Here is a 12,572-nt window from a genome sequence, read left to right on the forward strand (position 1 = left end):
TTTGTTAGTGAAATATTTCTTCTAAATGAACAAACAAACCTGGAAAGCAAACAGATTGAACAGTTCCAACACTTACTTTAATATCCGCCTGCTCGTATAGCCTATCTTCATTTAATACATAAACGGTCACGGCTTGTTTCATCGGATTGACAATCCAATATTCTTTTACACCATATTCCATATATAAATTAAACTTCGTCACTAAATCGTACGCTTGATTCGAAGGACTGAGTATTTCAACAATTAACGTCGGAACACCGACATATTTTGTGTCTGTAAATCCGGTTTGATCACAAATAATGCTTAAATCAGGAATGACGAGCTTTCTTTCAGAACATGTTTCACTCACTAACTCAATGTCCGTAGGGGCGGCAAATACTTTACATGTCTTTCCTTTCAAATAACTCCCAAATATTGTATGAAGATTGCTTGATACGAGTTGATGCTGGATGCTCGGTGAAGGTGTCATATAAACGACGCCATCAATATATTCTAATCTTTCATCACTATGTTGACGCATAATTAGATACTGTTCATACGTGACGTGTGAAAAGCGAGGTAAAGACATATTCATCCCTCTCTTTTTTCTTCCATTATACACCCGTTTTCTTCACGCATACATCCATTTTTGCCATTTTCGATACATTCTGCCGTTCCAATAAAAGAAGTGGGACGTCATGCCACCGGAACGCAACAATTGTTTCGCTAGCTTATGAATAGCTTCTTGCTCGTGTACTTTTTCATCTGATAAATATAATCCGAGCAAACCACGATGAATGAAGCGATGAAATTCGCGATGTGGCAACTGTGCGATATAGCGATCTGCTTCTTCAATGAAATGACGCAAACGGGCAAATAGCGCCTCCTCATTCGGATAATAAAAACAAAAATTTAAATCCCCACCTTGTCGATCTTCCTCTTGATCAATGAAGTAATCAAGCAAAATGTGCAGCCCTTGTACGTACGGAAAATAGCTGTCGCGCACACGTTGGGCAAGACGCTGATCGAACGCATCATTACAGGCGTAAGCAACTAAACAAAAGATGCCGAGCGTTGAACCAGAACAAGCGGAAAATTCATACCATTCCATTTTCGGCAACGATGCTTCGTATTGAGCAAACCATTGCTTAAGTCGAGGGACTCGCTCCTCTTTTTTTACATGTTTATGTACTTGTAAATCACAATAATATGATGCGAGCTCGTGTAAAAATGGAGCGATCAACTCATAATGACGAACTCCTTCTAACGTTTCTTGGCACGTATCGACAAGAGCATGCAAATACCCCCCATCATCTTGCTCCGTCCGATAGCGATAATACGCCTCTTTTTTTGCTCCGACAGTTAATGCGTGCATCATCGAATCGTGCAATGCGCGAAAATCGTTCGGATCAAGCGACGTGCTCCGATCGCATAAATTATCTAAATAATCGCTAATCGTTTGATAAGCGACAATAAAGCGAACACATCGCTCCAATTCTTTCCCTGAAAGCAACGATAAAATAGCTCCCCCTTCACAATGGAACGTTTTTGTTGCGATGCTCGCCAACGCTTGTTTTCGCAATTCTTCATTCGGAATAGCTTTAGCCCTTTTTTTCCAAACAGATAATTCGCGATGCACGAGCGGAAATACACGACGATATACAGCGCGCATTAAACTAAAAGGATTGGTTGGCACGTTCAATCATCTCACCTCTTTGCAACTGCAAAGTTAAAAACGTATGGGCATATAAAAATACTTGTTCACGTTCAAGTTCGTTAAAAATTTCATGATATAGTTTCGGCCATTCTTTATATACTTTCTCGCTCACCGTCAACTGATCAAACCATGATTTGACTGCACGTTTATCGACAATTTTATCATCCCCCGCCTGCATGACGAGTATTGGCACGTCTCGTAAGTCGGCAATTTTTTCATGAGCGATACGAATGGCTTTCACTAACTCACGATACCAACGAACAGACACCTTTGTGACATACAATGAATCGTTTTTGTCCATTTCTCGCACTTCTTCGTTTCGAGTCGCCATTTCTACCGTTAACCCCGATGGAAATCGCTTTTTCGGATGAATAACATTTAAAATGCGCGAGGCGATCTCAAGTGCTTTCGATGGATAATGAACAAGCCCTAAACAAGGAGAAGATAAAATAACGCCGCGCACGGGAAGACGTTTTTCTTGTAATGTGCGAATGACAACAAGTCCCCCCATACTGTGACCAAGTAAAAAAATTGGCTGTTCATACACACTTGCTTCATGCACCCAGCTTGCAACTGCTTCGATATATTCGTCAAATGAATCGATATGTCCTCTTCGACTGCGCGACGTCGTTCCTTGCCCTGGTAAATCTCCCGCAACGACATGAAAACCGTGCGTGCGAAACATTTCAATAAGCCATTTATACCGACCGTGATGTTCAGCGGCACCGTGAACGATGACGATCGTTCCTTTTGCGTTTTCTCCTTCCCATTTCCACATGTACTTCCCCTCCTTTATGTTTACGAATAGACGAAAAATTTGTACACTAAATATAACAAACTGAACTGAAAGGGACGAGTGAAATGATTTATCCATATAAAGAACATACACCAAACATTGCACCTTCCGCCTTTATTGCAGATTACGTTACTATTACAGGCGATGTAACGATCGGAGAAGAAACGAGCATTTGGTTCAACACCGTCATTCGTGGGGATGTTGCACCAACGATCATCGGCAATCGTGTGAACATTCAAGACAATTCTGTCCTGCATCAAAGCCCAAACAATCCGCTCATCATTGAAGATGATGTTACCGTTGGTCATCAAGTCATTTTACATAGCGCAATCGTGCGAAAAGGTGCCCTTGTTGGTATGGGGTCGATCGTTTTGGACGGCGCCGAAATTGGTGAAGGTGCTTTTATCGGTGCAGGTAGCCTCGTTCCACAAGGAAAGAAAATACCGCCACGCACTCTTGCGTTCGGACGCCCAGCAAAAGTAATCCGGCCATTAACAGAAGAAGACGAGCACGAAATGGCGCGCATTCGCCGTGAGTACGTAGAAAAAGGACAATATTACAAGACGCTTCAAGCTAGCAAGCCACGCAGCAAATAAGCGTGGTATTTTTACATTGTTTTATTATTTACTTAACATACGTATTTTATCATAAAGTTAGGGGGAATGGCTTATGTTGCAAAAGTGGTACGATTGGGAATGTAAATTATTTTACAGCATTAATCGTTATTTCGACCGCAAATGGATGAATATATACTTTCGTTCCATTACACATGTCGGGGGAGCAACTTTTTCAATTACAGCCGTCTTGTTAGCCATTTGGCTGCTGCAAGATGAATGGCGAGATGCCGCCATAGCGAGTGCTGCTGCATTAGCTTTTAGTCATATCCCTGTCGCAGTCATGAAAAAAATGTACCCACGTAAACGACCTTATATTTCGCTTCGCCATACGCGAGTAACAAAAAATCCATTAACCGATCATTCATTTCCTTCTGGACATACAACAGCTGCGTTTTCTGTCATCGTTCCGTTTTTACTATACGCTCCAACTCTTGCTGTTTGTCTTTTACCTATTGCTGTTAGCGTTGCTGTGTCGCGCATTTACTTAGGGCTTCATTATCCTTCTGATGTGCTTGCCGGTTGTATGCTCGGTACGTTGTTTGGCGTCGCTTCATTTTCTGTTATTTTATAAGGGAGGAATCGTCATGAAAGTTGCTTTATTTACTGACACGTTTGCCCCTGAAGTGAACGGCGTCGCCCGAACATTAAAGAGATGGGTCGACTTCTTAGAATCTCGTGGAATCGACTTCCGCGTTTTCGCTCCCGAAACGCGGAAAGATTATCTTTTTACAAATTCTATTTATCATCTGAAAAGTTTTCGTTTTTTTCTCTATCCTGAATGTCGTTTAGCTATTCCAAATGTCATAGCTGTACGGGAACAATTAGAACGTTTTCAGCCTACGCTTATTCACGTTGCTACTCCTTTTAACATCGGTTTATGCGGTTTACATTATGCAAAAAAAATGAATATCCCCTTTGTCGCCTCATACCATACACATTTCGATCAATATTTACAATACTACAATCTCGATTTTTTGTCCCCTTGGCTTTGGCGCTATATGCACTGGTTTCACCGCTCTGCCAAAAAAATTTTTGTCCCTTCTGAAGAAACACTTCAACACTTGCAACAACACGGGTTTACAAACTTGCATATTTGGCCGCGCGGTGTGGATTGTACAGCATTTTATCCTCGCGAAAATAACGAATCATTTCGAAAAACATACAATATTACTGCACGACATATCGTTTTGTACGTTGGCCGATTAGCACGCGAAAAAAATGTCGATCTACTTATTCAACTTGCTAAGCAAATGTCCTCCTCTATCCATTGGCTCATCGTCGGTGACGGCCCATTAAGAGAACAACTAAAACAAAATGCTCCTAACAATGTAACGTTTACTGGCTTTTTAAGCGGAGAGCAGTTGGCAGAAGCATATGCAGCCGCCGATATACTAGCATTTCCATCCCCAACAGAAACATTTGGAAATGTTGTGTTAGAATCTTTCGCATCTGGTACTCCTGCTGTGTGCGCGAACCGTGGTGGTGTGACAACAATTGTAAAGGAACAACAAACAGGTTTATTGTGTCCCCCTGATGATTTAAATAATTGGAAAAAAGCAATCGAATATATGCTTGAAAATGAACAGGAACGAAAACAAATGGGGAAAGCCGCTCGCGAATATGCCCAGACGAAAGACTGGGAAAACATATTCAGCGAACTTCTTTCCCACTACGAGCAAGTCATTCACACGCGTCACTCTCATTACGCATGAGAGCGGATGGCAACGTGTTCTTTGAAGAAATCATACTTCTCCTCTACGTATACGGCATGCCAAATCATAAACATAAGCACGGTCCATAATTTCCGACTATAATCTGCCCTTCCTGTCGCATGCTCATCAAGCAACTGTAAAAGAACATGTTTATGGAATACGTCATCCGTTTCGCTTTGTTGAATGGTCGTTTTTGCCCAATCGTACAATTCATCTTTTAACCAATGGCGAATCGGAACAGGGAAACCGAGTTTTTTACGGTATAATACGTGATCTGGCACAAGTCCTTCCGCCACTTTTCGCAGTATATACTTTGTCGTGCCATTCTTCGTTTTCAAATGAGCGGGAATATGCTTAGCCACATCGAACACTTCTTTATCTAAAAACGGGACGCGCAATTCGAGTGAATGAGCCATCGTCATTTTGTCAGCTTTTAATAAAATGTCACCGCATAACCATGTATGCAAATCAACATATTGCATTTGTTCAACCGGATGATACAAAGACGTTTCATCATACAAATGTTTCGTGATGTTTGTATATGCCAGATGACTCTTGTATTCTTTCAATATAAGAGCTTTTTCTTTCTCCTCAAACATTTTCGCATTGCCGATATATCGGTCACGTAACGGCGTCGTACCACGCTCGATAAAACTTTTCCCTTTCATCCCTTCCGGAAGAAGACGGGCGAATGCGCGCAGCATATGCTTCACCGGCTTCGGAAGATAAGTAAAGAAACGTAACGAATGTGGTTCACGGTAAATATTGTATCCCCCAAACAGTTCATCTGCCCCTTCACCTGATAATACGACGGTAACACGCTTTCTCGCTTCACGAGCAACAAAATAAAGAGGCACAGCTGCTGGGTCAGCGAGAGGATCATCCATGTGCCACATAATGTGCGGCAAATGTTGTACATATTCTTCTGGGGAAACTATATAGCTATAATGTCGAACATTTAGCTTTTCAGCTGTTTCCTTTGCTACGTCAATCTCACTAAATCCTTCATGAGCAAACCCGACGGAAAACGTCTCAAGATGAGGATGAAATTGTTTCGCCATGGCGACAACGAGCGAAGAATCGATTCCCCCAGATAAGAAAGAGCCGACTGGTACATCGCTGCGCATATGCACTTCAACAGACTTCATAAGGGCGTTTCGAATATCTACAATCCACTTTTCTTCCGATTGATTTGTCGGCGTGAACGATGGAGTAAAATAGCGAACAAATATCGGTTGTTCGCCGATTTTTTTTACCATGTAATGGCCTGGCTTTAGCTTACAGACGCCTGTCGTCATCGTCAACGGCTCTGGAACATATTGAAACGTTAAATAATGGTGAAGTGCTTCTTTGTTGATATCCCCGTCTATTGCTAACAAAAGGCTTTTCTTTTCCGAAGCAACGAGGAAACGATCACCTTGGGCAGCATAAAAAAACGGCTTAATCCCGAACGGATCGCGCGCAGCAAATACCGTTTTTTCTTCTTTATCCCAAATAACAAAAGCAAACATGCCGCGCAATTGTTGCACACATGCCTCTTTTTTTTCAGCGTATAACGCTAATATCACTTCTGTATCTGAGTGCGTCGCAAACGTATATTTCTGCTCGAGCTGTGCACGCAGTTCAATGTAGTTGTAAATTTCTCCATTGAAAATGATCCAGTATCGGTCGTTTTCGTATGAGAGCGGCTGATGGCCTGCTTCTAAATCAATAATGCTTAAACGTCGAAATGCGAAATGTACATGCTCATCAAAAAAATATCCTTCATCGTCCGGTCCGCGATGAGTAATGATATCATTCATTTGTTGGAACGTCTTTTTCCATTCATCACATACTTGCCTTGGTTGATCATATATGCAACCAACGAATCCACACATTGTCCCACCCCGCTGTTTTAACAAAGAAAGAGAGTTACATGATGTAACCCTCTTCTCTTGCTTACTTCGCTAACTGTAACGCTTGTTGTTTTAATGCTTCCGCTTTATCTGTACGCTCCCAAGGAAGATCAATGTCCGTGCGACCGAAGTGACCATAAGCTGCTGTTTGCTTATAAATCGGGCGACGGAGGTCGAGCATTTTAATAATGCCTGCTGGGCGAAGATCAAAGTTATTGCGAACAACTTCGATTAAAATATCTTCAGATACTTTACCTGTTCCGAACGTATCAATCGAAATAGATACTGGCTTCGCAACACCGATCGCGTACGCTAGCTGCACTTCACATTTATCCGCAAGACCTGCCGCAACGATGTTTTTCGCTACATAGCGAGCGGCATATGCTGCCGAACGATCCACTTTTGTTGGATCCTTTCCTGAGAACGCTCCACCACCGTGACGAGCATAACCGCCGTACGTGTCAACGATAATTTTACGTCCTGTCAAGCCTGCATCGCCTTGCGGACCACCGATTACGAAGCGACCTGTTGGGTTGATGAAATATTTTGTGTTTTCGTCGATCAATTCTGCTGGAACGACAGGCTTAATGACGTGTTCTTTAATGTTGCGCACAATTTGATCTTGTGTAATTTCTGGATGATGTTGTGTAGAAACAACGATCGTATCGATGCGCACAGGCTTACCGTTTTCATCGTACTCGACCGTTACTTGCGTCTTTCCGTCCGGACGTAAGTAAGGTAAAATGTCTTCTTTACGCACTTCTGATAAACGGCGCGCAAGTTTATGGGCGAGCGAAATTGGAAGCGGCATAAGCTCTTTCGTTTCGTTGCACGCGAAGCCAAACATTAATCCTTGGTCCCCTGCACCGATCGCTTCAATTTCTTCGTCTGTCATTTGTCCTTCACGCGCTTCTAACGCTTTGTCAACACCCATCGCAATGTCTGGTGATTGCTCATCAATTGACGTTAATACGGCGCACGTATCTGCATCAAAACCGTATTTCGCACGCGTATAGCCAATTTCACGAATCGTTTCGCGAACAATTTTCGGAATATCTACATATGTAGATGTCGTAATTTCTCCGCTCACTAAAACAAGTCCTGTCGTTACGCTCGTCTCGCATGCAACACGCGCATTTGGATCATTTGCTAAAATCGCATCTAAAATCGCATCGGAAATTTGGTCGCAAATTTTATCCGGATGCCCTTCCGTTACAGATTCAGATGTAAACAGACGACGTTTAGGCATTTAAACATTCCTCCTCAGTATAGTGGCAAATGATACGGTACTCATCCCTCTTATTATGGTCTATCGTGAAAAAAACCTTTCCCTCAGAGGAAAGGTTTTTGCATTTGTCTGCGCCTTTCACTCTTATCGTTCAAGGGCGTTCCCTTGCCACAGGTTAGCACCTTTTCACGCATGTGACGGTTGCTGGGTTTCATCGGGCCTGTCCCCCTCCACCAACTCGGGATAAGAGTATCCGTTCATTTCAGCATCATATCACATCTATACGAAGCGAGTCAACGTTTTTTATGCCACAATGATCTTGAAAATAAATTCAAGAAAAATACATGAATTAGTATGGATTATTTATTAAAATGTGTTATACTTTTTACATGAAGAATAAATCAAACAAAGGTAGGTTTTGTCCAATGAATTCCATTGAATTGACAAACAAATCATCAACACTCTTACAAAGGGATGGGGTTTTTCATAACTTATCTGTACCACGATTAGTAGAAAAAGTGTTAACTCGTCAAGAAGGCATTCTCACTTCATCCGGTGCTGTTTGCGCAACGACCGGAAAATATACAGGCCGTTCCCCAAAAGATAAATATATCGTTGAAGAACCATCTGTTAAACATAAAATTGACTGGGGAACAGTTAATCAGCCAATTTCTGAAGAAGTGTTTGATCGTCTTTACAATAAAGTCGTTGATTATTTAATGACAAAAGAAGAAGTGTTCGTATTTAACGGTTTTGCGGGTGCCGATCCAGCTTATCGTTTACCTATTCAAGTAGTGAATGAGTTTGCTTGGCATAATTTATTTGCTCATCAATTATTCATTCGTCCAACAGCAGAGGAACTAAAAACGCACGAGCCGCAATTTACAGTCATTTCTGCTCCAACGTTTAAAGCTGATCCAGCTGTAGACGGCACACGTTCAGAAACGTTTATTATCATCTCATTTGAACGTCGCACAGTGCTCATTGGTGGAACGGAATATGCTGGCGAAATGAAAAAATCCATTTTCTCTGTAATGAACTTTTTATTACCGGAACAAGGAATTTTCCCGATGCACTGCTCAGCAAACGTAGGGCAAGAAGGAGATGTCGCACTCTTTTTCGGCTTATCCGGCACAGGAAAAACGACTCTTTCTGCCGATCCGAGCCGTCGCTTAATCGGCGATGATGAGCACGGGTGGTCGAACAACGGCGTCTTTAATATCGAAGGCGGTTGCTATGCAAAATGCATCAATTTATCGCGCGAAAAAGAGCCACAAATTTTCGATGCCATTCGCTTCGGCTCTGTATTAGAGAACGTCATCGTCGATCCAGACACGCGCATACCAAACTACGATGATGCGACGCTTACTGAAAATACGCGCGCTGCGTATCCGCTCGAAGCGATGGACAATATTGTTCAACCGAGCGTCGCAGGTCATCCACATACAATCGTCTTTTTAACAGCAGATGCGTTCGGTGTATTGCCACCAATTAGCAAACTAACGAAAGAACAAGCGATGTACCATTTTTTAAGCGGCTACACGAGCAAACTCGCTGGCACAGAACGCGGAGTAACATCGCCTGAAGCAACGTTTTCTACATGCTTTGGCTCACCGTTTTTACCGCTTCCTGCAACGCGTTACGCGGAAATGCTCGGGCAAAAAATCGATGCCCATGGCGTTCAAGTATTTTTAGTAAACACAGGTTGGACCGGTGGTGGATACGGGGTTGGCGAGCGAATGAAGCTATCTTATACGCGCGCCATGGTGAAAGCAGCGTTAGAAGGAGAATTAAACAACGTCGAAACCGTTCAAGACCCAATTTTCGGCTTGCATATTCCTCTCCATGTCCCAGGTGTCCCTGATGAAGTGTTGCAGCCAAAAAGCACATGGGAAGACAAGGAAGCATACGAACAAAAAGCTAAACAACTTGCGGCTAAATTCCGCGAAAACTTTAAAAAATTTACGAATGTTGATCCGCGTATTGAACAACTCGGTGGACCAATTGCATAACAAAAAAAGCTGCCTATTTTTATCGGCAGCTTTTTCATTTTTGTCATCTCGCATAAACGACAAAGATAAAAGCGGGATTTGTGACAAAAAAAGAAACGTTGTATCACAACCAAACGAAAAAGAAAAATGAAATGGCTTTCAATGACATATATCCTCTATAATAAGACACAAGGGGGGATTTGTGGTGCATATGGCAGATGCGCTTATTTCACCTGCGGTAGGAATAGCGATGTGGGGGGCTACCGCGGGAATAGCAAGCTATTCATTAAAAAAGTTAAACATCGAAGCGGATGAGAAAAAGCTACCTCTTATGGGGGTGCTCGGAGCATTTGTATTTGCGGCACAAATGATTAACTTTGCCATCCCGGGTACAGGGTCAAGTGGACATTTAGGCGGCGGATTGCTGCTTGCAGCGTTGCTCGGTCCGTATGCAGCGTTTTTAACTTTGGCAGTCATTTTGTTTATTCAAGCACTCTTTTTTGCAGATGGTGGACTGTTAGCGTTCGGATGCAATGTGTTCAATCTTGGGTTTTACACATGCTTCATTGCGTATCCGTTATACAAACGACTTGTTCGTCAAATGAACGTATGGTTTTCGTCCATTATCGCTGCGGTCATCGGATTGCAACTCGGTTCATTTAGCGTCGTTGTGCAAACGTTGCTGTCCGGGAAAGTCGAATTGCCTTTTACCACTTTCACATTATTTATGCAACCGATTCATTTGGCGATCGGCGTCGTTGAAGGCATAGCTACTGCTGCTGTCATCACTTTCATGATGAAAGCAAAGCCGGAGCTTTCGACAACGACATATATTCCGGTCAATCGAATGATTGCAACTATTGGTTTGCTTGCTTTAATAGTCGGCGGAATTTTTTCATCTATAGCTTCGTCCAAACCTGATGGATTAGCATGGTCTATTTTTCACACGGCTGGCACAGACGAGCTACATGCAACAACAGCCATTCATGGCGCATTGGAATCGATTCAACAATTATTTGCATTGTTGCCCGATTACAATTTGAAAAGCGCAGACGCATCGATCGGATGGCTAAACATTGGGACAAGCATTTCTGGCATCATCGGTGCATGTATCGTTGCATTCGTGCTCATCATACCGTACATGATGAAAAAATGGAGAAAGCAAACGCGATGAACATGATAACAAGTGTTGAAACGCGACGACATATGATGCATCCGCTAAGCATGCTTATTGCGACATTTACGTATATCGTCATCGTCGCCTCGTTCCACTCGTACGCGTTTGTAGAACTCATTCCGTTATCGCTCTACCCGACCGTCATAATCATTGTTTATCGCCTTTCTATCCGCCGTATAAAAAACATGTTGCTCGTCTCGTTACCTTTCATCATAGCGGTTGGCATGTCTCAATTACTTTTTATAGACGAGCATATTTCCATATTTCATTGGCATATTCAAGCAGGATGGCTGGCGTTTGCTACACTTCTCCTGAAAAATGTACTTGCAGTACTGGCAACAGCACTATTATTTTTCATGATCCCGATCGAGCAACTCGCAGGAGCACTTCTTTCGTTACGCATTCCTCGTTTGCTCGTTATACAATTACTTTTAACATATCGCTACATTTTTTTATTTTTAGAAGAAGCAAAAACACTTCATCAAGCGTATATGTTGCGCGCACCCCAACATCGTGCGATCAAGTTATCCGTTTGGGGATCGCTTGTTGGACACTTGCTGTTGCGAACATTTGAACGTGCTGAGCGCGTATATGAGGCGATGACATTGCGCGGCTTTTCGATTCAACGCCTCCATATCAAAATAGAACGGTGGACAATGAAAGACATCGTATATACATGTATATTGGTTGGATTGTTCATCGTTTATCGGTTGGTGATCATATGATAATAAACGTATCGGATATTTGTTACATATACCCAGATGGTCATGAAGCCATTCGTAATGTTTCCTTTTCTGTTCAGCCCGGGGAATGCATTGGTGTGATCGGAGCAAACGGGGCAGGAAAATCAACGCTATTAAAGTTGCTTGTTGGACTGTATATGCCACAAGCAGGGGAGATCATCATCAACAATATGCGCCTATCTAAGCAGACGCTGCGCGATATTCGCCGCACGATCGGCTTTACGTTTCAACAAGCGGACGACCAACTATTTATGCCGACCGTTTACGATGATGTCGCCTTTGCGCTTCGCAATGAAGGTATGGATGAGGAAGAAGTGAAGCAACGAGTCATACATGCTTTAACAAGCGTCGGAGCGATACACGTGAAAGACCGACCGCCATATCGTTTGTCAGAAGGGGAAAAACGTCTCGTCACTTTCGCTACTATCCTTGCGATGAAACCGAACATATTGCTCATGGACGAGCCAACAGCTGCGTTAGATCCGAAAGCACGACGAGCGCTTATTCAACTCGTTCGATCATTACCTCACACAAAAATCGTTACAACACATGATCTTGACTTTGTGCTTGAATGTTGTGAACGAACAATTGTACTCGCTGATGGAACGATCGTATATGACGGTCAAACAGAAGCAATATTAACGAACGAACCGTTTTTACACGAATATCATTTGGAACTCCCCCTCATGTTCCAACGAAAAAAATAAGACGTGGCGT

General features: G+C 42.7%; 12 protein-coding genes and 1 riboswitch. Of the genes, 7 read left to right on the top strand and 5 right to left on the bottom strand.

Going from position 1 to position 12,572, the window contains the following annotated elements; translation table 11 throughout:
* Positions 1–4: 4 nt before the first annotated feature.
* From V7Z64_RS00905 to V7Z64_RS00915, 3 genes are read right to left on the bottom strand one after another with little or no spacing between them, the layout of a single operon-like run.
* Positions 5–568 (bottom strand): Uma2 family endonuclease, encoded by a 564-nt coding sequence (locus tag V7Z64_RS00905; protein WP_091700243.1) that lies wholly within the window; start codon positions 566–568, stop codon positions 5–7.
* A gap of 42 nt (positions 569–610) precedes the next feature.
* Positions 611–1,681: a tetraprenyl-beta-curcumene synthase family protein gene (locus V7Z64_RS00910; protein ID WP_334109285.1), complete on the bottom strand. Its 1,071-nt coding sequence runs from the start codon at positions 1,679–1,681 to the stop codon at positions 611–613.
* Complete coding sequence (locus V7Z64_RS00915; RefSeq protein ID WP_219985157.1) at positions 1,656–2,474, bottom strand: alpha/beta hydrolase; 819 nt, start codon at positions 2,472–2,474, stop codon at positions 1,656–1,658. Before V7Z64_RS00915 ends, V7Z64_RS00910 begins: the two co-directional genes overlap by 26 nt.
* Positions 2,475–2,557: 83 nt before the next feature.
* Between V7Z64_RS00915 and V7Z64_RS00920 the strand changes: the two genes are divergently transcribed.
* From V7Z64_RS00920 to V7Z64_RS00930, 3 genes are all read left to right on the top strand, one after another.
* A complete protein-coding gene (locus tag V7Z64_RS00920; protein WP_297987500.1) occupies positions 2,558–3,088 on the top strand; it encodes a gamma carbonic anhydrase in 531 nt (176 codons plus the stop codon).
* A gap of 73 nt (positions 3,089–3,161) precedes the next feature.
* The gene (locus V7Z64_RS00925; protein WP_297987499.1) at positions 3,162–3,680 is read left to right on the top strand and encodes a phosphatase PAP2 family protein; all 519 of its coding nucleotides are present in this window, start codon (positions 3,162–3,164) and stop codon (positions 3,678–3,680) included.
* Between the two features lie 13 nt (positions 3,681–3,693).
* Entirely contained in the window at positions 3,694–4,821 is a 1,128-nt protein-coding gene (locus tag V7Z64_RS00930; protein ID WP_297987497.1) for a glycosyltransferase family 4 protein, read from the top strand.
* Here the strand turns inward: V7Z64_RS00930 and asnB are convergent.
* Positions 4,812–6,698, bottom strand: coding sequence for an asparagine synthase (glutamine-hydrolyzing) (gene asnB / locus V7Z64_RS00935; RefSeq protein ID WP_297987495.1), 1,887 nt, complete (start codon positions 6,696–6,698; stop codon positions 4,812–4,814). The two genes, V7Z64_RS00930 and asnB, sit on opposite strands and share 10 nt — an antisense overlap.
* A gap of 61 nt (positions 6,699–6,759) precedes the next feature.
* Positions 6,760–7,965: a methionine adenosyltransferase gene (gene metK / locus V7Z64_RS00940; RefSeq protein WP_003397777.1), complete on the bottom strand. Its 1,206-nt coding sequence runs from the start codon at positions 7,963–7,965 to the stop codon at positions 6,760–6,762.
* 120 nt (positions 7,966–8,085) lie between these two features.
* A riboswitch (SAM riboswitch) is annotated at positions 8,086–8,194 on the bottom strand.
* 175 nt (positions 8,195–8,369) lie between these two features.
* On the opposite strand from metK, the gene pckA reads away from it, so the two are divergent.
* The 4 genes from pckA (at position 8,370) to V7Z64_RS00960 (ending at position 12,562) form a co-directional block, all read left to right on the top strand.
* On the top strand, positions 8,370–9,956 hold the full coding sequence (pckA, locus tag V7Z64_RS00945; protein ID WP_297987492.1) for a phosphoenolpyruvate carboxykinase (ATP): 1,587 nt from the start codon (positions 8,370–8,372) through the stop codon (positions 9,954–9,956).
* A 184-nt stretch (positions 9,957–10,140) separates the two neighbouring features.
* Entirely contained in the window at positions 10,141–11,109 is a 969-nt protein-coding gene (locus V7Z64_RS00950) for an energy-coupling factor ABC transporter permease (protein WP_297987490.1), read from the top strand.
* A complete protein-coding gene (locus V7Z64_RS00955; protein WP_297987488.1) occupies positions 11,106–11,837 on the top strand; it encodes an energy-coupling factor transporter transmembrane component T family protein in 732 nt (243 codons plus the stop codon). The genes V7Z64_RS00950 and V7Z64_RS00955 overlap by 4 nt, the downstream gene beginning before the upstream one ends.
* A complete protein-coding gene (locus tag V7Z64_RS00960) occupies positions 11,789–12,562 on the top strand; it encodes an energy-coupling factor ABC transporter ATP-binding protein (protein WP_297987486.1) in 774 nt (257 codons plus the stop codon). The genes V7Z64_RS00955 and V7Z64_RS00960 overlap by 49 nt, the downstream gene beginning before the upstream one ends.
* The last annotated feature ends 10 nt before the right edge of the window (positions 12,563–12,572 follow it).

The sequence above is a fragment of the Anoxybacillus sp. genome (assembly GCF_036834105.1).
Classification (GTDB): domain Bacteria; phylum Bacillota; class Bacilli; order Bacillales; family Anoxybacillaceae; genus Anoxybacillus.

Excerpts from the sequence above, each read along its gene's own strand:
- asnB (WP_297987495.1), bottom strand. The coding sequence starts at position 6,698 with ATGTGTGGATTCGTTGGTTGCATATATGATCAACCAAGGCAAGTATGT.
- V7Z64_RS00955 (WP_297987488.1), top strand. The coding sequence starts at position 11,106 with ATGAACATGATAACAAGTGTTGAAACGCGACGACATATGATGCATCCG.
- V7Z64_RS00905 (WP_091700243.1), bottom strand. The coding sequence starts at position 568 with ATGTCTTTACCTCGCTTTTCACACGTCACGTATGAACAGTATCTAATT.
- V7Z64_RS00920 (WP_297987500.1), top strand. The coding sequence starts at position 2,558 with ATGATTTATCCATATAAAGAACATACACCAAACATTGCACCTTCCGCC.
- V7Z64_RS00960 (WP_297987486.1), top strand. The coding sequence starts at position 11,789 with ATGTATATTGGTTGGATTGTTCATCGTTTATCGGTTGGTGATCATATG.
- metK (WP_003397777.1), bottom strand. The coding sequence starts at position 7,965 with ATGCCTAAACGTCGTCTGTTTACATCTGAATCTGTAACGGAAGGGCAT.
- V7Z64_RS00925 (WP_297987499.1), top strand. The coding sequence starts at position 3,162 with ATGTTGCAAAAGTGGTACGATTGGGAATGTAAATTATTTTACAGCATT.
- pckA (WP_297987492.1), top strand. The coding sequence starts at position 8,370 with ATGAATTCCATTGAATTGACAAACAAATCATCAACACTCTTACAAAGG.
- V7Z64_RS00930 (WP_297987497.1), top strand. The coding sequence starts at position 3,694 with ATGAAAGTTGCTTTATTTACTGACACGTTTGCCCCTGAAGTGAACGGC.
- V7Z64_RS00915 (WP_219985157.1), bottom strand. The coding sequence starts at position 2,474 with ATGTGGAAATGGGAAGGAGAAAACGCAAAAGGAACGATCGTCATCGTT.